This is a genomic window from Alphaproteobacteria bacterium PA2 (assembly GCA_002256425.1).
Taxonomy (GTDB): domain Bacteria; phylum Pseudomonadota; class Alphaproteobacteria; order Caulobacterales; family Caulobacteraceae; genus Phenylobacterium.
The window spans coordinates 2996715-3022689 of record NKIZ01000001.1; the positions used below are offsets into that span (position 1 = coordinate 2996715).

Here is a 25975-nt window from a genome sequence, read left to right on the forward strand (position 1 = left end):
CATGCGCAACCGGGTAAGCCGGACTAGACCCCGGCGGAACACTCCCCTAGATTCTCGCGGCAATTTACTGACGCGGTTCGCCGGTCCTCTCAGGGAAACTCCCATGCGCGCTTCCATTTTCGCCCTGGCCCTGGCGGCCGCCCTGCCCCTCAGCGCACCGGCCATGGCGCGGGAACTTCCCGATGGCGGCGTGACGGTCGGTGAATTCGCCGACGCCCTGCAGTCCAAGGGTTTCAAGGCCGAGATCGGGAAGGACGCCCAGGGCGATCCCAAGATCACCAGCGCCGCGGATGGTTCGACCTTCACGGTCTTTTTCTACGGCTGCGAAAAGAACCGCTGCAAGTCGGTGCAGTTCTCCTCGGGCTTCGACATGAAGAGCGGCATGGCCCTGTCAGAGGTCAACAAGTGGCACTCTGACTATCGTTTCGGTCGCGTCTATCTGGACGACGACAATGATCCCTACCTGACCATGGACGAGGATCTTGAACATGGTGCGACCGACACGGCCCTCGAGAACAACATAGAGCGCTGGGAGGCGACCCTGGTCGGCTTCAAGAAGTTCATCAAGTGGTAGCCGGGGCCTGACCTTCGCCAAGGCGCTTGCGGCCGGGGGCCGGGCGGGTCAAGTTCCCGGCCAATGACCCAGACCGATCCCCCAGAAGACCTTTCCGTCCGCGCCCTTCTAAAGCGTCGCGACTTCATGCTGTTCTGGGCCGCCCGGGTTGCGGCGACCCTGGGTGTGCAGATCCAGAGCGTGGCCCTGGGCTGGCAGATGTATTCGGTGGCGCGGGAGACCATGGGCGTCGCCCAGTCGGCCTTCTATGTGGGCATGATCGGGCTGGCGGCCTTCGTGCCGGTCTTCGTGCTGGCCCTGCCGGCCGGGGAAGCCGCTGACCGGTATGACCGGCGCAGGATCCTCCTGCTTTGCTATCTGGGCGAAATCGCCACGGCCGTGATCCTTGCCGCAGCGGCGATCTTCGACTTCGCGACCATTCCCCTGCTGCTGGCCCTTTCGGCCCTGTTCGGCGCCAGTCGGGCGTTCATGGGACCTGCTTCAACCGCCATGGGGCCCATGCTGGTGCCCAAGAGCCTTCTGCCCCGGGCCATAGCCTGGAATTCCCTGGCCTGGCAGGGAGGCTCGATCATCGGTCCTGCCCTCGGAGGAATTCTCGTCGGGATCTCCGCGGGGATGTCCTACTCCGTAACGACGGCGCTCTACCTGGCAGCGGCCCTTTGCGTCTTCCTGGTGCGCGGCAATACCCAGCCCGTGGTCAATCCGGGATCACGCTGGGCCCTGATGCGGGAGGGTCTCAGCTATGTCTGGACCAACAAGATTGTCTTCGGCGCCATTTCCCTGGACCTGTTCGCGGTCCTGCTGGGCGGCGCAACGGCCCTGCTGCCTGTCTTTTCCCGCGACATATTGCACGCTGGTCCCGAAGGGTTTGGCCTGCTGCGCGCCGGGCCGGCGATCGGCGCGACCCTGGTCGCCGCCGCCCTGGCCAGCTTCCCCATTCGCCGACATGCGGGCTTGATCATGTTCTCCGGGGTCGCCGTGTTCGGGGCCGCAACCATCGTCTTCGGCCTCTCGACCTGGCTGCCGCTTTCTGTCCTGGCCCTGGCCATACTGGGCGCCGCCGACATGCTGAGCGTCTATGTCCGCCAGACCCTGGTCCAGATCGTCACCCCCGACCAGATGCGCGGACGGGTGGCGGCGGTTTCGTCCCTGTTCATCGGCGCTTCCAATGAACTGGGCGAATTCGAGAGCGGCGTTGTGGCCAGATTCCTGGGCCCGGTTGGCGCCGCCGTCTTTGGCGGCGTTGGCGCGTTGATCGTCACCGGTCTTTGGGCCAATCTGTTTCCGGCCTTGCGCAAGGCCGACAGGCTCGAATAACAGACTTCAGAAGCATTTTTTCAGGGAGATAATTTCATGGGCGCCCTTACTGGCAAGGTTGTTCTGGTTACCGGAGGCGGCAACGGCATCGGCCGCGACTGCGCGCTGATCGCAGCGCAGGAAGGCGCCAAGGTCGTGGTCAACGATCTGGGCGGCGGTCTGAAGGGCGAGGACGAAGGTTCCGCCAGCGCCGCCGAAATGGTGGCCCAGGAAATCCGCGCCGCCGGCGGCGAAGCGGTCTCGAACTCGGAAAGCGTCACCAGCCTGAAGGCTGTTGAAGGCATGGTCGAGCAGGCCCGCGACACCTTTGGCGGCCTGCACGCCGTGATCAATCCGGCCGGGATCCTGCGGGACGTGATGTTCCACAAGATGAGCGAGCAGGACTGGGATCGCGTCATCGACGTGCACATGCGCGGTTCGTTCAACGTGGCCCGCGCCACCATCGACCTGTTCCGCGAACAGAACGACGGCGCCTACATGTTCTTCACCTCGACCTCGGGCCTGTTCGGCAATATCGGCCAGGCCAATTACGGCGCGGCCAAGATGGGCATTGCCGGCATGTCGCGGATCATCGCCATGGAAGGCGCGCGCAACAATGTGCGTTCCAACTGCCTGGCCCCCGTCGCCTGGACCCGCATGACCCAGTCCGTGCCGGTCAAGGACGAAGCCGCTGTCGCCCGCCGGGCGGTGATGGCTGAAAAGATCCGCGCCGATCAGCCGGCCCGCTTCTCCGTGGCCATGATCGCTCCTGCGGCCAGCCACGTGTCGGGTCAGATCTTCGGCGCCTCGGGCGAAAACATCATCCTCTATTCCCAGCCGCGGCCCATCGAGACCGTGACCAAGGAAGAGGGTTGGTCGGTTGAAACCATCCTGTCGGAAGCTGTTCCGGCCATGGCGCCCAAGTTCTTCGATCTGAACCGCGCTGTCATGCCGGGCGCCCAGCCCGCCAAGACCAGCTGATAGACTGAAGGCGAGCGCCTGGATCGGTTCAGAGCCGGTGCAGGCGCTCCCACTCTTCCCGGGTCAGCTCCCAATAGAGCGACCGCCGCGATGAGCCGTCAGGCTTGACGCTTTCCACCTCGCCCATGGACCGGAAGCCGGCGCCTTCGATGGCCCGCGCTGACCGCACATTGTCCAGGGCCGCCGTCAGGCCGATCAGCCGCAAACCCAGGACCTCGAACATCCAGCCGATGGACTGGGTGACGCCCTGGCGTCCGCCGCCCGAATTCTGCAGATCCGCCCGCCTTGCACCGGCCAGTTCGCCCGACGACCGCTCGGGCCAGATGCTGAACCGGGAATAGCCCGCCACCTCTCCCGCCTCATCCAGATTGACCGCCAGAACGCAGCGGCCTTGCTGCTGCAGGTCTGCGCTCTGGGCGACCCAGTCTGCAATGCTGTCCCGGGTGATGGGACGGGGCAGGTCATAGATGGGGCCGGAGACCCGCTCATCTGACAGCAGGGTGTAAAGACCCTCCACATGCTCGGGCCCTGCGATGGTCCGCCCCGGCGCAGCGCGCACGGCGGCGATGATGGCCGCCTCTTCGTCAGGCGTTGCGGTCAGAACGGTGACCGGCGGCGCGCTCATGAGCGGGCCAGACTGGTCAGGGCCTCACCTGTCAGACGGCGGGTGATCCACTCGGTCTTGGCGCTGGCGCCGAGGGAGTCATAAAAGGCGATGGAGGGCGCGTTCCAGTCCAGGACTGACCATTCCAGCCGCCCCAGATCCTCAGCCTCGCACCTCTGGGCCAGCCCCCTCAGCAGGGCCTTGCCGCCGCCCAGACCCCGGGCCTCCGGAACCACGAACAGGTCCTCCAGATAGATGCCGTGGCGGCCCTGGAAGGTGGAATAGTTATAGAACCAGATCGCAAAGCCGATGGGCGCGCCGTCAGCCTCGGCAATGTCGCAGAACAGGCGGGGGCCCGGACCGAACAGGTCGCGGCTCACCTCGGCCGGGGTGATCTCCACCTCGTGGGCCAGTTTTTCGTACTCGGCCAGGGCCACGATGAAACCGTGGATCAGAGTGGCGTCTTCGGGGCGGGCGGGGCGGACAGACAGGGTCATGGGCGCTATCATCCATGGAGAATGGCGGGAGGGCAACGGCATGGCGGTTTCGCCGGACTATCGGGAATATGTCCTGGAACTCCTGGCCCCGATGGGCGGCCTGCGGCACACAGCCATGTTCGGCGGTGTGGGCATTTACAGCCACGATGTCTTCTTCGCCCTGATCGCCGAAGACGCCCTCTATCTCAAGGTCGACGCCGTCAGTCAGCCAGACTTTGAAGCCGCCGGCTGCGAACCCTTCCGCCCCTTCGGCGGCGACAAACCCATGAGCTACTGGTCCGTTCCCCTGGAAGCCCTCGAAGACCCCGACCTGCTGGTTGAATGGGCCGGCAAGGGCATCGAGGCCGCCATGCGGGCCAAGGCTGGAAAGAGGAAGCGCTAGCCGATCGTCTCTTCCGATATCATCCACAGGCGGTCGGCATCCTCGGGGTCCAGGGCGTGGGGCATGACGCCGGCCATGGGCTCTTCGCCCCAGGGCAGGGCCTGGGCGAGGTTTTCAAGATAGAGGCCGCCGACGCCCTCCAGCTCCGGCCCGATGGCCGCCCAGACGCTGGTGGAGGCGCCCTGGGGCGGGGTCTTGAAGCCCTGGGCGATGACGCCCTCGTCATTCATCCAGCCCATGGCGATCATCTCCTCCCGGGGCAGATGGCGCTGCAGGGGGGTCATGATGCCGCCCGGCATGACGGCGTTGGCGGTAATCCCCAGCTCGGCGAACCGATCATGGAAACCGACCGCGAACAGGGAATTGGCCGTCTTGGACTGGCCATAGGACTCCCACTTGTCATAGGGCCGGGTGCGATAGTGGATGTCGTCCCAGTTGATGCCGCTGCGCCGGTGACCAATTGAGGACAGGCTGACCAGGCGGGCGCTGCGGCCTTCCTCTTCGCCATTCATCAGGGCCCGGACCAGACCGACGCTCAGGAGGAAGTGGCCGAAATGGTTGGTGCCGATCTGCATTTCCAGATCATTGGCCGTGTAGGTCTGGGGGCAGGCCATGACCCCGGCATTGTTGATCAGCACATTGAGGGGCCTGTCCCCCCACGTCCGGACAAAGGCGGCGACCGATGCCAGGTCCGACAGGTCCAGGGCGCCGACGCTGACCCGCTCGGCGCCGATCTGGCTGTTGATCTCCGCGGCGGCGTCCTCGCCGGCCTTGCGGTTGCGCACGGCGATCATCACCTCGGCGCCGGCAGCCGCCAGGGCGCGCGTGGTCTCGATGCCTATACCGGTCGCCCCGCCAGTGACGATCATGGTGCGACCTGACAGGTCATGGCCCTCGGCGATGTCTGCGGCGTCAGTAAAGGGGCTGAGGCCGGCGGTGATGCGGGTCATGGTGAAGTCCTTTGGGGTCAGGAGACGGTCTGATACCAGGCGACGCCCTGGTCATCTGTGGTTTTGATCATCTGACCGCGACTGATCAGACAGTTGATGTGGGCGAGGCTCTCGCCAGTGGCCATGCCCAGGACCCATTGGTCGATCTTGCGCCGGAACAGGACATGGAAAACGTCCACCGCCCGCTTGGGTTCGACGGCCAGCTTGGCCAGACGGTCCAGACCCCGTTCATGGCCGCCGATCAGGTGGTCAATCCGGGCGTAAAGGCCGTGGAAGGGGTCGTTGTGGGCGGGCAGGACCAGGACATCGTCCGGCACCTGGGTCTTGATGCGAGCCAGGGAAGTCAGCCAGTCCGTCAGGGGGTCGCCGGCCGGCTCGGTCGGAAACACCGACACATTGGAAGAGATCTTGGGCAGGATCTGGTCGCCGCTGATCAGCAGCTTCAGGTCCGGACAATAAAGGCAGGCATGCTCGGGTGAATGGCCGGATCCTACGACGATCTTCCAGACATGGGCGCCAATGCGGATTTCATCGCCGTCGGTCAGCCGGTGGAAGCTGTCAGGCAGGGCGTGAAGGCCGCGACCAAAACCACCGAACTTGGCCTTGTAGTTTTCCAGGGCGTCCTCGTCCCAGCCGGCGGCCTTGTAGAACTCTATGGCGTCGTCAGGGGCTTCGCGGCCTGTGTCCGCCGCCAGGGACCGGCACATCAGGAATTCCAGCCGGGTGATCCACAGACGGCAGTCGAACTTGCGGGTCAGCCAGCCGGCCATGCCGATATGGTCGGGATGCATGTGGGTGACAAAGACCCTGGAGACCTTCATGCCTGCCAGGGGCCCCGCGAAGGCCTTGCGCCAGGCCTGCTGGGTCTCGGTTCCACCCATGCCGGTATCGACAATGGCCCAGCCGTCCTCTTCCTCGATCGCCCACACATTGATGAAGGACAGGGCGCCGCCCAGCGGCATGCGCAGCCACTTGACGCCGGGTGCGACATCGATGGCCTCACCCGTTTTGGGGCCCGCCTCGAAGGGATAGGTCAGCTTGGGACGGGGCGTGTCAGGGATCGGATTTTCAAAGCCGTCTCGCATGCGGACCCTCCTTTTCGTTGCGCCCCATTGTCGACTGTCGCGGCTCAGGGATCAAACATCCATTGCGCGCACCCCAAATCCATTCAGCCTGGGTTCACGGGGCGCTTGCTCAATGTACGCCCTAGGGCTTATGGACGCCCGAAGGAACACATCCAGGAGAGACTCGATCATGAGGCCACTAGGACTCGGCGCATTCGCCGCCCTCATCATCGCCGCGATGATACCCGTCGCGGTGATGTCTGCAGCCAAGGCTCCCGAGGGGATCCCGGAAGCCGCGCGCAAGCAAGGCCTGGCTGAGGCTCCGGCCGTGGCCCAGGCCGCCGGCATCACCTGCCAGGTGGCCGACGCCCGCTTTGTCGGCAAGTCGACAGACGCCAAGACCAAGATCTCGACCTCCTACTACGAGATCGACTGCAATCAGGGTCTGGGTTTCGTGCTGGCGAATGTCACGGGCTCCAAGCCCACCGCCTTCACCTGCATCGAGGCCAACACGCCCCAGCCGGACGGCAAGCCCTCGGCCCTGCCCTGCAAGCTGCCGGGCAATGCCGACCCCAAGGCTGACCTGGCGCCCCTGCTGGCCGCAGCAAAGACGGTCTGCACGCCTGAAGCCGCCCGCGGCATCGGCCAGAGCGCCAAGAACACCTTCCTGGAAATCGCCTGTCAGGGCGGCGTGGGTTATGTGATGCAGGCTGGCGCGCCGGCCAATCCGGACTCCCCGACTGTCGCCAGCGACTGCCTGATCTACGACAGCGCCGACGGCAACATCAAATGCACCCTGCACGACAAGGCCTATCGCCTGGCCGTCATGGATCAGTTCGTCACCGCCGCCAACAATGGCTGCGTGGCCAAGGACAAGCGCTATATCGGCCTGTCCCAGGCTGGCGCCACCTACTACGAAGCCGCCTGCACCGACGGTAAGGGCTATATCTACAAGGTCGAAAAGGGCGCCCTGGCTTCCGCCACCCCCTGCGAAAAGGCCGCCATGCTGCTCGGCGGCTGCGAACTGACCAACGCCAAGGAAGCTGAAACCGCCCAGGCTGGCCTCTACACCAAGCTGGCCCAGAAGGTCGGCTTTGACTGCCAGGTCTCCAAGTACGCGCCCTTCCCGTCTCCGGCCGGCAAGGACATTGTGGAACTGGCCTGCTCCAACCGTCCTGACGGCGGCGTCGGAATCTTCGGCGGCCCCAACGACAAGTCCAGCGTCATTGACTGCGCTCACGCGCCGGTCGCCGGCTATCGCTGCAGCTTCACCCCGGAATCGGCCACCAATGGCCTGCTGACCGCGGACCTGAAGAAGCAGGGCAAGGCCTCCTGCGACGTCTCCAAGTCCCGTCTGGTGGGCAAGACCGCCAAGGGCACGACCTATGTCGAGGTCGCCTGCTCCGACGGCCTGAAGGGCTATATCATCGAGTACAGCGCCGATCCGATCGCGCCGATCAGCACTGTGGGTTGCGCCTTCACCAAGGACTGCAAGCTGCCCGGCAACGTCTGAGTTCAGCCTGCAACTGATCAGATCCGGCTCAACCGGGACCTGATCAGCCAGGACAGGACAAACCGGAACGAAACGGACAGGCCCGCAGAGCAATCTGCGGGCCTGTTTGCTTCTGGGGGTGTCCCCGCCGAAGTCAGTTAACGGGCATTCAACAAATTTGACCGACTTCCTGAGGTTGCGCCTGTGCGCCTTTCGGAAAGTCCCAGTTCAATGACCGCGCCAGGCCCAGAGAGCGATCCCCCACCGGCACTTCCGGAGAGATCCATCGCAACCCTCGCAGAGGCGAGATCGAGCCTGGGAAAGGTCCGCAAGCACCCCCCATTTCTGCTCTATGGCGTCCTCCTGATGACGGGCGGCGTTGCAGCCGATCTCATCGGCGTTTCCCTCGGCCTGCCAAGGCTCCTGCTGAGCTTTAACCAGGGCCTGTCCCAGTTGCTCTACAACTGGCAGCTGGTGACAACCTGGTACAGCGGGGTTCCGATCGCCCTGGGCATGGCCTTGATCTTCATCGATCTGTTCATCCTGTTCGACAAGAAGCGCTATGGCTTGCCCCTGCGCCATGATCCGGTTGACGGCCAGCAGGTCACGGTCGTCCTTACGGCCTACAATGATCAGGACAGCATTGCCGAAGCCGTTCTGGACTTCAAAAACCATCCGCGGGTGGCCCGCGTCATCGTCGTCAGCAATAACAGTTCAGACCTGACGGCCGAGCGCGCCGAAGAAGCCGGCGCCATTGTCGTGAATGAAACATCCCCGGGTTACGGACGTTGCGTCTATCGCTGTCTGACCGAGAGCCTGAAATACACAGACACCCATCTGACCCTGCTGTGCGAAGGCGACCGGACCTTCCGGGCATACGACATCGAAAAATTCCTCGCCTACATACCCCATGCTGACATCGTCAACGGCACACGGACGACAGAGTCGCTGAGGGAACATGAAACCCAGCTGACCACCTTCATGTACTACGGAAACATGTTTGTCGGAAAACTGCTGGAGGCGAAGCACCTCGGACGCGGAACGCTTTCTGACGTCGGAACGACCTACAAGATCTTCAGAAACAACGCTCTCGGGATCCTCCTGCCCGCCTTGAATCCCAAGGTGAACCTTGAGTTCAATGCCCACCTTCTGGACCAGGCCCTTGCGATCGGCGCTGTCGTGATCGAGTGCCCGATCTCGTTCCATCCCCGGGTTGGGGTCAGCAAGGGCGGCAATATCAACAACTGGCGGGGCTTTACCGTCGGACTTCGCATGATCGGCGGCATCACTTTCGGCTGGCCGGAGGCAAAATGACCGATGCCTATTTCGAGACACGCCTGACCTACGACAATCGTCGGGCCGTGCTGTGGAAAGCCCTGTGGCGGTACTATTTCTCTCGGAAGATCCGGCCGGAAGACAGCGTCCTGGAGCTGGGCTGCGGCTACGGCGATTTCATCAACAATGTGAAGTGCGCCCGCCGGACGGCGGTTGACCTCTGGCCACAGTTTCCCGGCTATCTGGAAGCCGGTGTCCAGCCGGTCATTTCCTCTGTCACCGACCTGTCCCAGATCGAAAACGACTCTGTCGACTACGCCTTTGCCAGCAATCTGTTCGAGCACCTGACCGTGGCGGAGTGTGAAACGGTTCTGGCCCAGCTCAAGCTCAAGCTGAGGGCGGGAGGCCGGCTTACCCTGCTGCAACCGAACTACAGATATTGCAGCACCGAGTACTTCGACGACTATACCCACGTCACCGTATGGTCCCACGTCAGCATCGGTGACTTCCTGGCGAAGAACGGCTTTCAGGTTCAGTCGCTCGTGCCGCGATTTCTGCCGCTCACACTCAAATCCCGACTGCCTGTGAGCCAGTTCCTGATTGGCCTTTATCTGCTCTCCCCGGTGAAACTCCTGGCCAAGCAGATGCTCATCGAAGCGAAACTGCCATGAAGCCTGACTCGAGGCTTCTGAACATCACCGTCGCAGCCATAGCCTTACTGCCGATCTGCCTGTTTGCGCAGTATGCTTACGCCTGCATCCAGTTTCCCTATTCAATTGATTATGCTGAAGGAATCCTGCTTGAGCAGGCCAGGCTGATATTCACGGCGCGCGCCTATGGCTCGATCGAGACCTGGCCGGCGATCGTCTTTCACTACACGCCGTTCTTCCACGCGGCCACAAATCTGATCTCCGGTGTGACAGGTCTGGACCTGCTCGCAACCGGTCGGGCCCTGTCCGCAGGCTTCACCATCCTGCTCTGTGTGCTGGTCGGAAGACTGGCCATCATGGGGGATCGGGGGACGAGTCTTCCTGCCGACCGACTTTCCGCAGGCCTGATGGCGGCATGCGCGGCGATTTCAATTCCGGCGCTCTTCAACTGGAGCCCGCAGATGCATACCGACCTTGCCGCCCTCGGGCTCAGCGTCCTGGGCTTCTACCTGGCCATGGCCTCCCTGGAGAGGCCTCGCCTTGCTGTCCTGGCAGGCATTGTCTTCGTGTTGGCTGTCTACACCAAGCAGACCAGCATCGCTGCTCCTGCGGCGGGTTTCCTGACCCTGCTCTTCTACAGGCCGCGCACAGCGGTGGCTGGCATAGCCACTTCGGTGGTCCTGGGCGCTATAGCTCTCGTGGTTCTGGCCCTGGCCACGCACGGCCGGTTCCTGCAGCACATCTTCTTCTACAACATGAACAGATACAGCCTCGAATGGCTGGTCCGGAATTCATCGGCCCTCCTGCTTTGCGCGCCGGTCGTTGTCGCAGGACTGCTCTATGTCCTGACCCAAATCTGGAGGACTGCCTTCTTTCAATCCAGGGGGGATGGTGGCCTGCTGTCGCGTCTGAAGTCCCTAGACCCGATCCTTGCTGGCCTGTCGATCTATCTCCTGACCTCAGGCTTGATGATCCTGATGTGCGGAAAGTCCGGCGCGGGTCCCCACTACACGATGGAATTCGCCGTTGTCTGCGCCGTCATGTTCGGGCGCTACTTCCTTCAGGCAATCACGACCTCCCGCGCCAGCCAGGGGCTGGCGGCCAGGGCCATGGCCCTGGTGCTTGTCCTCGCCTTTGCCGGCCAGGTTGCCATCCTCGCAAGCTTCAAGAAGGATGCAAACCTGCTGCTCAGCCGGGAATATGTCGCTGAGCACGACGCCCTGTTCAACTTCATCAAGGCGACGGAAAAGCCCGTCATTTCCGATGAGATGGTCATGGTCGTGAAGAGCGGCAAGGACATTCAGTGGGAACCCGCGATATTTGCGGAGCTGGCGTCCAAAGGCATGTGGAGTGAAGCCCCGCTCATTGACCGGCTGAACCGGAAATATTTCGGGGCGATCGTCACCGCTGGCGATCACGGCAACTTCTACTTCGACGCCCGATATACGCCGACAGTCTACAAGGCGATGGCGGAGAACTACCCGGTCAAGCGCCAGTACTGGATATACACCGTCCACCTCCCCAGACCGATTTCAGACGCGGTCCCGGGACAGAAGCCGTAACCTGTCCCGGCGCCCTGGTTGTCCAGGCGAGCGTGAGGCGGCGCCCTAGATCGCTGCCTCGATGAACTTCGGGCCCGGCTCCTTCATGGCCCGGGCGAAGGCGGCCTCGAACTGTTCGGCGGTCTCGCAGCGCACGGCGTCGACCCCCATACCCTTGGCCATGGCCACCCAGTCGATCTTGGGGTCTCCCAGGTCCAGCAGCTTGCTGGCCGACGGGCCGGGATTGCCGGAACCGGTGCGGCCCATTTCGATATTGAGGATCCGGTAACTGTGGTTGGCGAAGACCACGACGGTGACGTCCAGCTTTTCCCGGGCCAGGGTCCACAGGGCCTGGACCGTATACATGCCGGCCCCGTCGCCGCTGAGGGCGACGACCTTCTGGTCGGGCTTTGCCACGGCCGCGCCGATGGACATGGGCAGGGCTATGCCGATGGCGCCGCCTGTGAGGGCAAGCACCTCATGGGGCGCAGCGGTCAGACAGGGCACAGCCACCCCGCCGCCCGAGGTCACGGCGTCGTCGCAGATGATGGCGCCTTCGGGCAGGTGCCGGGCGATGGACTGGCCGCAGGCCTGGGGGGTCAGGCCGCCGGTCGGGGCGGCTTCCGGCCGGCGCAGGGGCTGGACCGGACCAGTCGCCGGAGCGCCCAGGGCGTCGGCCAAGGCCTGAAGCCCCAGGGCGGCGTCTTCACTGCGGGCGCAGAGGGTCAGGGTTTCGCAGCCCTCAGGAACCAGCACGCTGGGCCGCTCGGGATAGGCGAAGAAGGCCACCGGCATGGTGGTGCCCGCATAGACCATCAGGTCGACACCCTCGAGGTCAGCCAGGGCCGCCTCCCCGAAATACTGCATGCGGCCGGGAACATAGACCCCCGCGCCCCGGGCCTGACGGGAAACGAAGGTGTCAGCCAGAACCCGGATTCCGTGGGCCGCCAGGCGGCTGGCCTGGGCCAGGGCGGCCTCGCGACAGGCCTGGCCACCGATCAGCAGGACCGGCTTCTTCGCAGCGCGCAGGGCCCTGGCGACGGTGTCCACGGTGTCGGTAGCCGGTGCAGAACGGGTCGGGACCTGCGCCTTGACGGCGCCATTCTTCGTCTCGGTCCAGGCGGCGTCCGCCGGAAGGATCAGACTGATCGGGCCGCCGGGGGGGCCGTAGGTGGCGCTGATAGCCTCGGCCGTAATGATCCCCACCGTGTCGGCAGTGTCGGCCGACTTCACCCAGATGGAGTTCGGCTTCACCAGGGTGGGAATGTCGGAGTTCAGCGGGGCGTCGTACTGGCGGTGATAGGTGGCGTGATCGCCGATCACGTTGACGATGGGGGTATAGGCCCGCCGGGCATTGTGCAGGTTGGCCAGACCGTTGCCATAGCCGGGACCCAGGTGCAGCAGGGTGCAGGCTGGCACATCGGCCATCCGGCCATAGCCGTCAGCGGCGCCTGTCGCCACGCCTTCAAACAGGCAGAGCACGGGCCGCATGGACGGCTGGCGGTCCAGGGCGCTGACGAACTGCATTTCGCTGGTGCCGGGATTGGCAAAGCAGGCGGTGACGCCATTGGTCACCAGGGTTTCGATCAGGGCGTCTGCGCCGTTCATGGTGTGTGGGCCTCCCAACCCGTCATTCCTTGGTCCTGGCCTCGGGTCAGGAAAAATCCATCACGCCGGGCCCGGGGGGCTGGGCGAAGAGATCGGTCACGGCCTGGGCCCGAAGGTTCCGCGCCAGGGCCTGGGCGATATAGCCCTTGTCGGTGATTTCCCCGGAGTTTGCATCGGGCGCGCTGTCGAGAACCAGGGCGCGGACCACCCTGCCGCCCGAGCCCCGGGCCCCGGCATTGTGCCGCATTACGCCTTCGCGAACCGCCGCCTCGATGACGGCGCGGTCAAAGCCGGGCTTGGGATAGAACATCAGGCCGACATTTTCCTGGCCCTCGCCGCAGACCACGGCGTCGGTGACCGGATCGCCCACGGCGCCGACGGCGGAAATACGCAGCTCGCCCACCGAGACAAAGGTGCCGCTGGCCAGCTTGAAGTTCTCGGATAGGCGGCCGTCAAAGGCCAGGCCCTGATAGGGGTCTTCCGGATCGATCCACCGGGCGGCGTCGCCCAGGCGATAGAAACCGTCCTCATCGAAACTGGCCGCGGAAACCTCGGGCAGGCCCAGATAGCCCGGCGTGATCTGCGGACCCTTGACCCGGAACTCCAGCCGGTCGCCCTCGGGCGCCAGCTTTACCGACGTACCGGGAATCGGCAGGCCCATCATGCCCATGCGGGCGTTTGGCCAGTGGACATTGGCGGCGGTCGGACCGGTCTCGGTGGCGCCATAGCCGCTGCCGAAGCTGATCCTTTCGCCGACGGTCGCGACCGCCACGGCCTGGATCCGGTCGCCGATTTCCTGGGACAGGTTGGCGCCGCCATACTGCATGATCCGCACCCGCGAGAAGAAGGTTCGCGCCAGATCAGGGTCCTGCTCGAGGGCGCTGACAAACAGCATCCACCCGGCGGGAACCATGTTCTGATAGGTGGTCGGGATCTCCTTCAGATTGCGGATGGTCTCATCGAACTTCCCTGCAACCGGCTGGCCGGCGTCGATGTAGAGCGTGCCGCCCCTGTGGGTGATGAGATGCAGGACGGAGTTGGCGCCCAGGCTGTGGCTCCAGGGGGCGGAATTGACCATGACCGGCGGCTCGTCATCCTCGAAGCACGAGGTGATCTGCGCCACATTGGCCGCCATGTTCCGGTGCAGACAGGTCACCGCCTTGGGCCGTCCGGTCGAGCCGGAGGTCAGCAGGTATTTCGCCGTGTCGTCAGGTTGCGCCGTGGCGGCGACCGGGCTGGCCTTGAGTAAGTCCTGAAAAGAGACCGACCCCGGGCGGGCGCCCTTTCCGGCGATGACGGGAAGGCCTGAAAGGAAGGGCGCGTCGAGGGCGTCGCGAAAAAGCTCGGCGTCCTCGGTATAGACCGCGGAGGGATTGAGCACCTCCACCGCATGGGCCAGCCGGGTCAGGTTGGCTCCGGGCAGGCCGTACTGAGGCGAAACCGGCGCCACAGGCATACCCTGGCTCATGGCGGCGTATTTGATCAGGGCATGGTCAATGCCATTGCGGGCCAGGATCAGCAGGGGCGGGGTTCCGATGACGCCCATGCCACGCAGGCCGCCAGCCAGGGCGCTGACCCTTTTCAGCCCCTCGCCATAGGTCAGGGTCCGCCAACCCTCCCCGTCCCGTTCGGCCAGCCAGACACGGTCTGGCTCGGCGCCTGCCCAATGGACCAGAGGCTCCGCCACCGTGGCGAAGGCGCCCTTGATCGGCGTGGCGTTGAACAGGATGACGCTGCCATCGGGGCGACGCTCGACCTCCAGCCGGCGCGGCGCATAGCGGGGGTCGCGGAAGGGGGCTGTGGCGATGTCGGGTCTGGCGTCCATGAGCCAGAGGCTTACAGGCCAGAGCGGGTTCCCGCCAAGGGGGCTGGCGTCATCTGATGTCAGATTGCGTCAGCCGGCGCCCGGCTCAGTCGCTCAAACAGCCAGGTTCCCGCCACCCCCAGGGCGCCCGCCTTGGGCCTCGCCGCCATGACCGGCAGGCGCGGCATGCCTGGCCGACCGTCCCAGTTCTGCGGCAGAAGCTCAACCAGGCGCCCGGCGGCCAGATCGGCGGCGACCATGTGCCGAGGCATACTGCCCCAGCCCAGGCCGGCCAGCAGCATGGCGTGCTTGGCGCCCAGATCGGCCAGTCGCCAGGTCCGCAGGCCCACCACTCCACGATCCCGGCCCTGGGTCAGGGTGGACCGGTCGGTCAGGACCAGCTGGACATGTTCCCGCAGGATTTCCGCCTCCAGCGGCCCCGTGATCTGCGCGACCGGGTGCTGGGGCGCAGCGACCGCCACCAACTCCACCTCGGTGACGAGGCTTCCCGCCAGTTCGTCTATCCGCTCGGCGAAGCTGATCACCAGGCCCATATCCCCCGGGCCATCCAGCACAGCCTCCACCGCCGCACCCAGGGTCTCGACCCGGACCCGGGTCTGGACAGAGGGAAAGAGGGCCTGAAACTCCGTGAGGGCGCCCAGAAGTTCGTCCATGGGAAACATGGCCTCGACCACCAGGGTCAGTTCGGCTTCAAGTCCCCGCGCCATGCCCTGGGCCTGGGCCCGGAAGGCGGTCAGGTCTTCGACAATGCGCTGGGCCCGGGGCAGCAGGGCCCGGCCGGCCTCGGTCAGCCCGGCGCGATAGGTCTGGCGGTCAAACAGGGCGACGCCGGTTTCCCGCTCCAGGTTCCGGATCTGATAGGTCACCGCCGACTGGGCGCGCCCCAGCTTGCGAGCCGCGGCGGCAAATCCGCCGGTCTCGGCGACGGCCAGGAAGACCTTGAGCTGGGCCAGGGTCAGGGCGTCCATATCGATCCAATTTCCTGATAGAGATGATCGATATTATGCCCATTTAACTGATTGCACGCCACCCTATATGGGACTCATGACCCAGCGCATGCCCACCCTCTATATCCCCCATGGCGGCGGCCCCTGCTTCTTCATGGATCCGCCCCCGGGCGCGCCCCAACTGTGGGACAATATGGCCGACTACCTGAAGTCCATCGCGGCCGGCCTGCCGGAAAAACCCCGGGCCCTTCTGGTGATTTCCGCCCACTGGGAAACGGCTACCCCGACCCTCAATGTCGCGGCCAGGCCCGGCATGCTCTATGACTATTACGGCTTTCCCGAGCATACCTACCGGCTTCAGTACCCGGCCCCTGGCGCACCGGAATTGGCCCCGAAGGTCCAGACCCTCCTGGCGGACGCCGGGATTGCAGTCGATCTGGACGGAGCCCGGGACTATGACCACGGGGTCTTTGTGCCTCTGATGCTGGCCTTCCCGGACGCCGACATACCGATCCTGCAGCTCTCCCTGCGCCAGGACCTGGATCCCGCAGCCCACCTGGCCATCGGTCGCGCCCTGGAACCCCTTCGGGACGATGGCGTCCTGATCATCGGATCAGGGATGAGCTTCCACAACCTGCGCACCCTGCGCGGGCCCCAGGGCGACACCCAGTCCGACATGTTCGACACCTGGCTGACGCAGGCCGCCACGGCCGCGGATCCCAACCAGCGCGACCTCGCCCTCTCACATTGGGCCCAGGCGCCCCATGCCCGGGAAGCCCATCCCCGCGAGGAACACCTCCTGCCCCTGATGGTGGCGGCCGGCGCCGCCGGAACCGACATCGGGCGGCGCACCTATTCCGACCATCTGGGCGGAAAGGCCGTTTCGGCCTACCAGTTCGGCTAAGTTTTCCCTTCCCCCACCCAAGGACTTCTTCATGACCAAGACCCTTCGCCTTCTTGCCCTGACCTCCGTCGCGGCCCTCAGCCTCTCCACCGCGGCCTTCGCCCAGGCGTCAAAGGACCCCGCCGGCGTCCAGGCCGGGACCTACGCCCTGGAAACCAGCCACGCCCGGGTGGTCTTCTCCCTGTCCCACATGGGCTTCTCCACCTGGTACGGCGACTTCTCCGGCGCCACGGGCACCCTGGTCCTGGACCCCAAGGCCCTGGCCAACGCCAAGCTTGATGTGAGCATTCCCGTCGCCTCGGTGACCACCACCAACGCCAAGGTCGATGAGGAACTGAAGAGCGCCGCCTGGTTCGACGCCGCCAAGTATCCGACCATCACCTTCCGCTCGACCCAGGTGGCCGTGACCAGCCCGACCACCGCCAAGGTGACCGGCGATCTGAGCTTCCACGGCGTGACCAAGCCCACCACCCTGGACGTCACCTTCAAGGCGGTCGGCACCAATCCCCTGTCCAAGAAGGTGACCATCGGCTTTGACGCCACCACCGCCATCAAGCGCAGCGACTTCGGCCAGAAGACCTATGTGCCGATGATCGGCGACGACGTCAGCCTGCAGATCAGCGCCCCCTTCGAAAAGAAGGCCGACTAGGCGTCAGACGCTCACGAGTTTGAAGGGCCGGCTTCGAAGGATCGGAGCCGGCCTTTTTCTTATCCGGTCGGCAGGGTCTCTGCGAAACGGACGGGCTCGCCGAGGCTGGGCGCCACGATCTCGCCGTCCTGCATGACCAGCTTGCCGCGGATGATGGTGGCCATGGGCCAGCCCTTGGCTTCGAAGCCGTCGAACGGGGTCCAGCCGACCCGGGTTCCCATGTCCTCATGGCGGATGGTCCGCCGGGCCTTGAGGTCCACCAGGGTGATGTCGGCGTCATTGCCGACGGCCAGCCGGCCCTTGTCGGCCAGGTTGAACAGGCGCTGGGCGCCGTGGCTGGTCAGGTCGACAAACCGCTCGAGGGACAGACGCCCCTCGGCCACATGGGTCAGCATGACCGCCGCCAGGGTCTGGACCCCGGGCATGCCCGAGGGCGAGGCCGGATAGGGCCGGGCCTTTTCCTCGCGGGTGTGGGGGGCGTGGTCGGATCCCAGAACATCGGCGACGCCCAGCTGGACTCCCCGCCACAGGCCCGCCTGATGCACGGCCCCGCGGATGGGCGGGTTCATCTGGGCGAAGCCCTTCAGGCGCTCATAGGCCTCGGGCGCCGTGAGGGTCAGGTGCTGGGGGGTCACCTCGACGCTGGCCACGTCCTTGTTCCTCGCCAGAAACTCCATTTCTTCGACCGTGGTCACATGGAGCACATGGATGCGCTTGCCCAGGCTGCGGGCGATACGGACCAGGCGGTGGGTGGATTCCAGGGCCGAGGCGGCGTCGCGCACCTCTTCGTGGCTGGTCCAGTCGCCGGTGCGGGCCAGGGGCCGGCGTTCGGCCAGGCGGTATTCGTCCTGGGAGTGGAAGGCCGCCCGGCGATTCACATGGCGCAGGACCTGCTCAATGCCTTCGTCGTCCTGGACCAGCAGGGTGCCGGTGGAGGCGCCCATGAAGACCTTGATCCCGCAGCAGCCCGGCAAACGCTCCAGCTCGCCCAGGAAGCGGGCATTGTCGTGGGTGCCGCCCACATAGAAGGCGTGGTCGCAGTGCATGCGGCCCTTCGCCCGGGCCAGCTTGTCCGCCAGGGCATCCGGGTCCGTGGTGGTGGGCTCGGTATTGGGCATTTCAAAGACCGCCGTCACCCCGCCCAGCACAGCGGCGCGGGAGCCGGACTCCAGGTCTTCCTTCCACTCCAGCCCCGGCTCACGGAAGTGGACCTGGGTGTCGATGATTCCGGGAATGACCGTCAGGCCCGTGGCGTCGATCACCTGGCCCGCTGAGGCCTGGGAGAGATCGCCGATCTCGACAATCTTGCCGCCGCGTACGCCCACATCGGCCATGCCGCGACCGGCATGGTTCACCACTTCGCCGCCGCGGACGATCAGGTCATAGGTCTTAGTCATCAGGTTTCCGCCAGCAGTTTCGTCGCCGCATCCACGACGGTTTCCACCGGCAGGTCCATCATGTGGCACATGGTCTGCTGGAAGCCGGGATCGACGGCGCGGATGGTCGGGTAGTCCCGGGGGCCACGGACAATCCGGGTCTTCTCGCCCCAGGGACCGTAGAGCGCCTCGTCCGAGGGGCCGAACAGGCCGACGGTCGGCGCTCCAGCCGCAGCGGCCATGTGCATGAGGCCCGAGTCATTGCCGACGAATATCCGCGCCTGACGCAGGCAGGCATAGGTGGTCAACAGGTCGACCTTGCCTACCAGGTCGATGAACCGGTCCATGGGCACCACGTGGCGCAGGGCCGAGACGGAACCCACGTCCTCGGGCCCGCCCAGCACCATGATCCGGCCGCCATGGAGGGGACCGCCCTCATCGACCATGCGGATGGCCAGCTGGGCGAAGCGCTCCAGGGGCCAGGTCTTGCCCACCCAGTTGGCGGCGGGCGCCAGGGCCAGGATCGGGCCTTCGCCGGCCGTCAGCTCGGCGGCCAGGGTGTCGGTGGCTTCGGAAGTGAAGAGAAAGGGCGCCGGCGGCTCGGACTCAAGGTTCAGCACCCGGGCCGCCTCGATCACCTTGTGCACTGGCGGGCCCGGGCTGCGCTTGAACACCGCCCGGCGTTTGCGGCTGAGGAAGCCGCTGAGGGCGGAGCCGCGCATGTCGACCACCAGACCCCACTGGGTCTTTCGGACCTGCCGCCAGAGGCGGAACCAGTGGCGGCCGTCCTTGGCCTTCTCGAAGAGGATGATTTCCTTAAGGCCGGGCAGGTCCTTGTAGAGACCCGCCGCCGCCGGTCCGGCGACAATGGTGAAGCTGGCGTTGGGGATTTCCTGCGACAACCGGCGCACCAGTCCCGACGACAAGACCGCATCGCCAATTCGGGTGGCGGTAATGAACAGAATCGGGAAGGACCCAGCGGGCATTGGCTTCATATAGGGTGCGCAGGGCTGGCGCTCCACCCGCGCCATGCCTAATTGCGATACTGTGATCGCCATGACCCAAATCGCCCGCCTCCACAGCCGCGCCCTGATCTCCGTCACCGGGGAGGACTGGGCCAGTTTCCTGCAGGGCCTGATCACCCAGGACGTCGAGACCCTGAAGGATGGCCAGTTGAGGTTCGGCGCCCTGCTGACCCCCCAGGGCCGGCTGCTCTATGACATGTTCATCCTGGGCGAGGCGCAGGGCTGCCGCCTGGACGTGGCCGCCGAGCACCGCGCCGCCATCATGCAGCGCCTGATGATCTATCGCCTGCGGGCCAAGGTGGTGATCGAAGCCGACGAGACCCCGGTCTTCGCCGTCTGGCCAGCTTCCGCCGACCCGGGCGGTCGGACGGATCCCCGCCTGCCTGAACTGGGCGTCCGGATTTACGAGTCAGAACCGACTCCCAATACCGATGAGGCCGCATACGAAGTCCACCGCCTGGCCTGCGGCGTCCCGGGGCCCGCCGACTGGGGCAGCGATCGGACCTATCCCATCGAGGCCAATTTCGACCTGCTGAACGGGATCGACTTCAAGAAGGGCTGTTTTGTCGGCCAGGAGACCACCTCCCGCATGAAGCGCCGGGGTCAGATCAAGTCGCGCATGGCGCCGGTGACTCTCAGCGCCTCAACTGCGGAGACGGAGATCCTGAATGGGACGCTCCGGGCTGGAGAAGTGCGGTCAGTCATCGGAGATCGTGGCATGGCCCTTGTGCGGCTGGACCGGATTTCAGGTGACCTCACCCTTGGCGGCGCCGGACTTCAGTTGGACATGCCCGAATGGCTGAAGCCAAGCGCGGAAATCGGACCGCAAACCCAAGGCTAGCTTTTCCTGCGCATCCGCCTTTGCGACAAAGGCGGCATGACGAACGATCCGAATCGATGCGGCTGGCGGGGCATGGCGGGGGATCCCCTGTACGAGGCCTATCACGACGAAGAATGGGGCGTGCCCGAGTACGACTCCCGCGCCCTTTGGGAGAAGCTGGTCCTCGACGGCTTTCAGGCGGGCCTGGCCTGGATCACCATCCTGCGCAAACGCGAGGCCTTCCGCGCCGCCTTCGACAATTTCGATCCGGAAAAAGTGGCGCGCTATGATGACGCCGACCGGGCGCGGCTGATGGCCGACGCGGGGATCGTAAGGTCCAACGCCAAGATCGATGCCGCCATTTCGGGCGCCCGGATCTATCTCGACATGCGGGACCGGGGGGAGGACTTCTCGCAGTTCCTGTGGGCCTTCACCGACGGCAAGCCGATCCAGAACCGCTTCACCGTCATGGGCGATGTGCCAGCCCAGACCCAGGTCGCCGTCGACATGTCCAAGGCCCTGAAGGCCAGGGGCTTCAAGTTCGTCGGCCCGGTGATCGTCTACGCCTTCATGCAGGCCACCGGCCTGGTGAACGACCACCTGGTCCACTGCCCCTGCCACGAGCGCATCCGCAAGCTGTCGGTCTGATGCCGGACATGTCCCCATCAACCGGTCACCCCGGCGAAGGCCGGGGTCCAGTTCGTAAGGCTGTGAACTGGATGTCAGCCCCAGGAGCGGCCTCTCCGGAAACTCCGTGCCCTATGACCTGGATACCGGCCTCCGCCGGTATGACCGGGGGTGGGAGAGCAGCCTGCGGTTCAAGATCTGGCGCCGAATCTGCCCCATCCACCGGTCACCCCGGCGGAGGCCGGGGTCCAGTTCGTAGGGCTGGGCGCTGTACGACGGCCCGAGGCGCTTTCTGATGCCCGACATGTCTCTTGAGGCGAAATACCCCGGCCCTGTATGCGGGGTCGATGAGGCCGGGCGGGGGCCCTGGGCCGGGCCGGTTTCGGCCGGAGCGGTCATCCTTGATCCGGACAATGTGCCGGCGGGCCTCAACGACTCCAAGAAGCTGACTGCAAAGGCCCGGGAGCGGCTTGAGATCGAGATCAAGGCCACCGCCCTGGCCTGGGGGGTTGGCCTGGCCTCCCCTCAGGAGATCGACGAGATCAACATCCTGCAAGCCACAGGCTTGGCCATGCGCCGGGCCATGGCGGACCTGAAGATCGCCCCGGCCTTCGCCCTGGTGGACGGAAACTACCGCTTCGACCTGCCCTGTCCCCTGCAGCCCATCGTCAAGGGCGACGCCCTCAGCGCCTCCATCGCCGCCGCCTCAATCCTGGCCAAGGTGGAGCGGGACCGGATCATGACCGCTGCTGACCTGGAGTATCCGCAGTACGGCTTCGCCGGCCACAAGGGCTATCACGCCGCCAGCCATGTGGCGGCCCTCAAGGCCCACGGCCCCTGCCCCATCCACCGGATGAGCTGGGCCCCGATCCGGGATTTGGGCTGAGACGCCCCCTTGCCTTCCGCGCCGCCCCGCTATTAACTGACACGATAAGTGTCATTAGTTGGGTCAGGGAGCCGCGCTCATGTCAGGTCAGTACCGGATCTTCGGATCGGAGATGTCGCCCTATTCCGTGAAGGTGCGGTCCTGGTTCCGGTTCAAGGGCATTTCCCACCAGTGGATCGCCCGGGGCCCGGCCAATGAGGACGAGTTCAAGAAATACGCACGCCTGCCCATCGTGCCCATGGTGGTCACGCCGGAGGATCAGGGCATCCAGGACTCCACCCCGATCATCGAGGCGGTGGACCCGCTGTGTCCCGAGCCCTCCATCCATCCTGCCAGCCCGGCCCTGAACTTCCTCTCGGCCCTGCTGGAAGAATTCGGCGATGAGTGGGGCAACAAGCTGATGTTCCACCACCGCTGGTTCGCACCCGTGGACCAGCAGGCCTCGGCCCTGACCCTGGCCCACCTGAACATGCCGGGCGCCCCGCCGGAGCAGATCGAGGGTCTGGCGGGCATGATCCTGGGCCGGATGAGCACGAGGGGCCATTTTGTCGGCTCCAGCCCCGAGAACGCCCCCCTGATCACCGCCTATTATCAGGAGCTGCTGGACCTGTTGCAGGCCCATCTGGCGACCCGGAAATACCTGTTCGGCGCCCGTCCCGGCTTTGGCGATTTCGGCCTGGCGGCCCAGCTCTATGAGGCCTCGGTGGACCCCACCTGCGGCGCCATCATGATGGGCCGCGCCCCTGACGTCCTGGCCTGGTGCCACCGGATGATGGAGCCCCGCCTGGACGGCGAGTTCGAGACCTGGGCCAGCCTCCAGCCGACGCTTGCGCCGATCATCGCCTATGTGGGCCGCTATTTCCTGCCCTGGACCAAGGCCAATGCGAAGGCCCTGGAGGCCGGCGAGGAGATCTTCTCCGTCGACCTGCCCGGCGGAGTCTATGTCCAGCCGCCGCAGAAGTATCACGCCCGGTCCCTGACCGCCCTGCGCGCGAAGTACGAGGCCGTGAAGTCTGATCCCGAACTGGCCGCCATACTCGAGGCCGCCGGCTGCGACCTGTCCTGACCCCAAGCCTGAAACGGATATTCCGATGACCCTCTGGATCTGGGCCAGCGCCCTCCTGCTCTACGCCGCCTTCCTGGGCTGGTACCGCAACTGGAAGGGCCCGGTGCGCGGCGCCGAGATCGACAAGCTGATCAACGCCATTAAGGCGGCCAATCCCGAGGCGGAGAGCCGCAACGAAATGGGCGCCCTGCGCAGCTTTCTGGAAGCCGATGACGGCCGGGAATTCTTCATGCTGAACCTGGTGCGGTTTGCGCCGGGCGAGGTGGCCGACCCGATCACAGGCCAGATGAAGCCCGCCCGCGAAGTCATGGAGGGCTATACGAAGATGTTCCTGCCCGCACTCTTCGCCCGGGGCGGTCACCCGGCCGTGGCCTCGCGCAAGGTCGGTCCCTGGTTCGACGCCTGGGGGGTGAATGAGACGCCCGAATGGAACCTGATGGGCTATATGCGCTATCGCAGCCGCCGGGACCTGGCCATTCTGGTGGCCGATCCGAAGTTCGGCGGGGCCCATGACTTCAAGTTCGCCGCCATGCCCCAGACCGGCTCCTTCCCGACCCAGCCGCAGATCATGACCCTGATGGGACCCACCGGCTATGTGGGCCTGATCATCGCCCTGGCGGCGGCCCTGATGCAGGTCGCCGTCCTCGCAGCGGGTTGATCGGCTGAATCAAGATTGACCCCCGGCGCATCCGGGGGCGTCGTCGGGGCATGTCAGAACTCGCTTCCGCCTTCCGCATGCAGGCCCTGGGCTGCGCCAATTTCGGCTCGCCCTTCCATGAGGCCCTGCTCAACCGCGCCGCCGAGGACATCGAGGCCGGCGGCCCGACCCTGGCCCTGATGGCGCCCTGGGCGAACGCCACCCGCAAGGAGGTCTTCGCCGACGCCTCCCACCTGCGCCTGCTGGGCGGCCTGCACAATCTGGTCCTCAGCGGCGATGACGCGGCCATGGTCGCCGCCTATCCCCGGGAGGGCCGACCAACCGACATGGAGGCCGTATGGGCCGCTGTCCGGGCCGCCATGGTCACCCACGCAGACCGGCTGGCCGCCTTCATCACCCATGAGCCCCAGACCAATGAGGTCCGGCGCTCGGCCGTCCTGCTGCCGGGCTTCCTGCAGATCGCCAAGGAAACCGGCCTGCCCCTGGCCACCTTCGAGATCGCCGCCAGCGCGGGCCTGAACCTCAACTGGGATCGCTATGCCTACAGGCTGGGGGACAAGTCCTGGGGTGACCCGGCCAGCCCCGTCTCCATGGAGAGCGTCTGGGAAGGGCCCGCCCCTGCCCTGGACGCCCAAATCAGGGTCGTCTCCCGCGCCGCCTGCGACCGCCGCCCCAGCGACCTGACCGACACCGACCAGAGCCTGCGCCTGCTGTCCTACATCTGGCCCGACCAGTTCGAACGCATGGCCCGCATACGCGCCGCCATGGATCTGGCCGTGTCCCTGGGGGTGAAGGTGGAAGAGACCGACGCCGTCGACTGGACCGCCCGCATGGCCGCCCCAAGGCCCGGGGTCGCCACCGTCGCCTATCACTCGGTCTTCTGGCAGTACATGCCGGCCAACAGCCAGGCGGCCCTGGCGAAGGTCCTGGAAACCCACGGCCAGGCCGCAACGGCGGAAGCCCCCTTCGCCTGGCTGCGCATGGAGCCTGCGGCGGACAATATGGCGCGGATGGAGCTGAGGCTGCACCTCTGGCCGGGCGGCGAGGAGCGGGTTCTGGCGGAGGTTCATCCCCACGGGGCGTGGGTGAAGTGGGCTCTCTGACACCTATCTCCCTGTTAACCACGTTTGATCACAGAGCCTAAACCACGATGATTCAGGATTCAGCCTTGGTTCTAGCGAGGCGAATATGGCTGTTTCCCACGACACGATCATTCTTGGCGACTGCATCGAGTCCCTGAAGGCCCTGCCGGATAAATCCGTCGATCTGGTCTTCGCCGATCCGCCCTATAATCTGCAGCTGGGCGGCGACCTGCTGCGGCCGGACAATTCCAAGGTCGACGCGGTGGACGACGACTGGGATCAGTTCGAGAGCTTTGCGGCCTATGACAAGTTCACCCGCGAGTGGCTGTTCCAGTGCCGCCGGGTGCTGAAGGATGACGGCGCCATCTGGGTGATCGGCAGCTATCACAACATCTTCCGGGTGGGCACGGCCCTGCAGGACCTGGGCTTCTGGCTGCTGAACGACATCATCTGGCGCAAGTCCAACCCCATGCCCAACTTCAAGGGCACCCGCTTCACCAATGCCCACGAGACCCTGATCTGGGCCTCCAAGAGCCAGGGCGCCCGGCGCTATACCTTCAACTATGACGCCATGAAGATGGCCAATGACGAGCTGCAGATGCGCTCGGACTGGACCCTGCCCCTGTGCACCGGCGAAGAGCGGCTGAAGGACGAGAACGGCGTCAAGGCTCACCCGACCCAAAAGCCCGAGGCCCTGCTGCACCGGGTGATCCTGGCCTCGACCAAGCCGGGGGACGTGATCCTCGATCCCTTCTTCGGCACCGGCACCACGGGCGCGGCCGCCAAGCGCCTGGGCCGTCACTATATCGGCCTGGAGCAGGACCCGAAGTACGCCAAGCTGGCCAAGGAGCGGATCGAGAAGGTGATGCCCATCGCCCCGGCGGACCTGGATGTGTTCGGCTCCAAGCGCGCCGAGCCGCGGATTCCCTTCGGCCAGATCGTCGAGGCCGGCCTGCTGCGGCCAGGCGACGTGCTCTATTGCCCCAAGGGCGAACGCTCGGCCCGGGTGCGGGCGGACGGCTCGCTGATCATCGGCGAAATGGCCGGATCGATCCACAAGGTCGGGGCCATGATCCAGTCGGCGCCGGCCTGCAATGGCTGGACCTACTGGCACTTCAAGTCCGACAAGGGCCTGGCCCCCATCGACGTCCTGCGGGCCAAGGTCCGCACCCAGATGGCGGCCTAATCTCCATCCC

The 25975-nt window shown here is 65.4% G+C and carries 26 protein-coding genes; 17 read left to right on the plus strand and 9 right to left on the minus strand.

Annotated elements, in window-relative coordinates:
* Position 1: 1 nt before the first annotated feature.
* From CFE28_14385 to CFE28_14395, 3 genes are all read left to right on the plus strand, one after another.
* Complete coding sequence (locus CFE28_14385) at positions 2–574, plus strand: YbjN domain-containing protein (GenBank protein ID OYU71071.1); 573 nt, start codon at positions 2–4, stop codon at positions 572–574.
* A gap of 63 nt (positions 575–637) precedes the next feature.
* On the plus strand, positions 638–1891 hold the full coding sequence (locus CFE28_14390; protein OYU71072.1) for an MFS transporter: 1254 nt from the start codon (positions 638–640) through the stop codon (positions 1889–1891).
* Between the two features lie 36 nt (positions 1892–1927).
* Complete coding sequence (locus tag CFE28_14395) at positions 1928–2851, plus strand: 3-hydroxyacyl-CoA dehydrogenase (GenBank protein OYU71073.1); 924 nt, start codon at positions 1928–1930, stop codon at positions 2849–2851.
* Positions 2852–2879: 28 nt separating this feature from the next.
* On the opposite strand, the gene CFE28_14400 is transcribed toward CFE28_14395, so the two are convergent.
* Positions 2880–3476: a hypothetical protein gene (locus tag CFE28_14400; GenBank protein OYU71074.1), complete on the minus strand. Its 597-nt coding sequence runs from the start codon at positions 3474–3476 to the stop codon at positions 2880–2882.
* Positions 3473–3952, minus strand: a complete 480-nt coding sequence (locus CFE28_14405; protein OYU71075.1) for a GNAT family N-acetyltransferase — start codon at positions 3950–3952, stop codon at positions 3473–3475. The genes CFE28_14400 and CFE28_14405 overlap by 4 nt, the downstream gene beginning before the upstream one ends.
* Positions 3953–3992: 40 nt before the next feature.
* On the opposite strand from CFE28_14405, the gene CFE28_14410 reads away from it, so the two are divergent.
* Positions 3993–4334 (plus strand): transcriptional regulator, encoded by a 342-nt coding sequence (locus CFE28_14410; GenBank protein OYU71733.1) that lies wholly within the window; start codon positions 3993–3995, stop codon positions 4332–4334.
* Here the strand turns inward: CFE28_14410 and CFE28_14415 are convergent.
* Positions 4331–5284: an oxidoreductase gene (locus CFE28_14415; protein ID OYU71076.1), complete on the minus strand. Its 954-nt coding sequence runs from the start codon at positions 5282–5284 to the stop codon at positions 4331–4333. The two genes, CFE28_14410 and CFE28_14415, sit on opposite strands and share 4 nt — an antisense overlap.
* 17 nt (positions 5285–5301) lie before the next feature.
* Positions 5302–6369, minus strand: a complete 1068-nt coding sequence (locus CFE28_14420) for an MBL fold metallo-hydrolase (protein OYU71077.1) — start codon at positions 6367–6369, stop codon at positions 5302–5304.
* A 169-nt stretch (positions 6370–6538) separates the two neighbouring features.
* On the opposite strand from CFE28_14420, the gene CFE28_14425 reads away from it, so the two are divergent.
* The 4 genes from CFE28_14425 to CFE28_14440 all read left to right on the plus strand — a co-directional run bounded on the left by CFE28_14425 (position 6539) and on the right by CFE28_14440 (position 11327).
* The gene (locus tag CFE28_14425) at positions 6539–7861 is read left to right on the plus strand and encodes a hypothetical protein (protein OYU71078.1); all 1323 of its coding nucleotides are present in this window, start codon (positions 6539–6541) and stop codon (positions 7859–7861) included.
* Positions 7862–8071: 210 nt separating this feature from the next.
* Positions 8072–9154 (plus strand): glycosyl transferase, encoded by a 1083-nt coding sequence (locus tag CFE28_14430; protein ID OYU71079.1) that lies wholly within the window; start codon positions 8072–8074, stop codon positions 9152–9154.
* Positions 9151–9786 carry a methyltransferase type 11 gene (locus CFE28_14435; GenBank protein ID OYU71080.1) on the plus strand — a complete coding sequence of 212 codons (636 nt, stop codon included), beginning with the start codon at positions 9151–9153 and terminating at the stop codon, positions 9784–9786. Before CFE28_14430 ends, CFE28_14435 begins: the two co-directional genes overlap by 4 nt.
* Positions 9783–11327, plus strand: a complete 1545-nt coding sequence (locus CFE28_14440; protein OYU71081.1) for a hypothetical protein — start codon at positions 9783–9785, stop codon at positions 11325–11327. Before CFE28_14435 ends, CFE28_14440 begins: the two co-directional genes overlap by 4 nt.
* Before the next feature lie 45 nt (positions 11328–11372).
* On the opposite strand, the gene CFE28_14445 is transcribed toward CFE28_14440, so the two are convergent.
* From CFE28_14445 to CFE28_14455, 3 genes are read right to left on the minus strand one after another with little or no spacing between them, the layout of a single operon-like run.
* Entirely contained in the window at positions 11373–12914 is a 1542-nt protein-coding gene (locus tag CFE28_14445) for an acetolactate synthase large subunit (GenBank protein ID OYU71082.1), read from the minus strand.
* Between the two features lie 46 nt (positions 12915–12960).
* Complete coding sequence (locus tag CFE28_14450) at positions 12961–14739, minus strand: feruloyl-CoA synthase (protein ID OYU71083.1); 1779 nt, start codon at positions 14737–14739, stop codon at positions 12961–12963.
* 59 nt (positions 14740–14798) lie between these two features.
* On the minus strand, positions 14799–15707 hold the full coding sequence (locus CFE28_14455; protein ID OYU71084.1) for a LysR family transcriptional regulator: 909 nt from the start codon (positions 15705–15707) through the stop codon (positions 14799–14801).
* A gap of 67 nt (positions 15708–15774) precedes the next feature.
* On the opposite strand from CFE28_14455, the gene CFE28_14460 reads away from it, so the two are divergent.
* A complete protein-coding gene (locus CFE28_14460; GenBank protein ID OYU71085.1) occupies positions 15775–16590 on the plus strand; it encodes a dioxygenase in 816 nt (271 codons plus the stop codon).
* Between the two features lie 31 nt (positions 16591–16621).
* Entirely contained in the window at positions 16622–17239 is a 618-nt protein-coding gene (locus tag CFE28_14465) for a polyisoprenoid-binding protein (GenBank protein ID OYU71086.1), read from the plus strand.
* 59 nt (positions 17240–17298) lie between these two features.
* Here the strand turns inward: CFE28_14465 and CFE28_14470 are convergent, their stop codons facing one another.
* The gene (locus tag CFE28_14470; GenBank protein OYU71087.1) at positions 17299–18636 is read right to left on the minus strand and encodes a dihydroorotase; all 1338 of its coding nucleotides are present in this window, start codon (positions 18634–18636) and stop codon (positions 17299–17301) included.
* Positions 18636–19601 carry an ADP-heptose--LPS heptosyltransferase gene (locus tag CFE28_14475; protein OYU71088.1) on the minus strand — a complete coding sequence of 322 codons (966 nt, stop codon included), beginning with the start codon at positions 19599–19601 and terminating at the stop codon, positions 18636–18638. Before CFE28_14475 ends, CFE28_14470 begins: the two co-directional genes overlap by 1 nt.
* A 70-nt stretch (positions 19602–19671) precedes the next feature.
* Between CFE28_14475 and CFE28_14480 the strand changes: the two genes are divergently transcribed.
* The 7 genes from CFE28_14480 (at position 19672) to CFE28_14510 (ending at position 25965) form a co-directional block, all read left to right on the plus strand.
* Entirely contained in the window at positions 19672–20481 is an 810-nt protein-coding gene (locus tag CFE28_14480; protein OYU71089.1) for a glycine cleavage system protein T, read from the plus strand.
* A gap of 36 nt (positions 20482–20517) precedes the next feature.
* Positions 20518–21108 (plus strand): DNA-3-methyladenine glycosylase I, encoded by a 591-nt coding sequence (locus tag CFE28_14485; GenBank protein OYU71090.1) that lies wholly within the window; start codon positions 20518–20520, stop codon positions 21106–21108.
* Between the two features lie 274 nt (positions 21109–21382).
* On the plus strand, positions 21383–21973 hold the full coding sequence (locus CFE28_14490; protein OYU71091.1) for a ribonuclease HII: 591 nt from the start codon (positions 21383–21385) through the stop codon (positions 21971–21973).
* Positions 21974–22052: 79 nt separating this feature from the next.
* Positions 22053–23039, plus strand: coding sequence for an enoyl-CoA hydratase (locus tag CFE28_14495; GenBank protein ID OYU71092.1), 987 nt, complete (start codon positions 22053–22055; stop codon positions 23037–23039).
* 25 nt (positions 23040–23064) lie between these two features.
* A complete protein-coding gene (locus CFE28_14500) occupies positions 23065–23697 on the plus strand; it encodes a hypothetical protein (protein ID OYU71093.1) in 633 nt (210 codons plus the stop codon).
* A 50-nt stretch (positions 23698–23747) separates the two neighbouring features.
* Positions 23748–24800 carry a hypothetical protein gene (locus CFE28_14505; protein ID OYU71094.1) on the plus strand — a complete coding sequence of 351 codons (1053 nt, stop codon included), beginning with the start codon at positions 23748–23750 and terminating at the stop codon, positions 24798–24800.
* A gap of 85 nt (positions 24801–24885) precedes the next feature.
* Complete coding sequence (locus CFE28_14510) at positions 24886–25965, plus strand: modification methylase (GenBank protein ID OYU71095.1); 1080 nt, start codon at positions 24886–24888, stop codon at positions 25963–25965.
* The last annotated feature ends 10 nt before the right edge of the window (positions 25966–25975 follow it).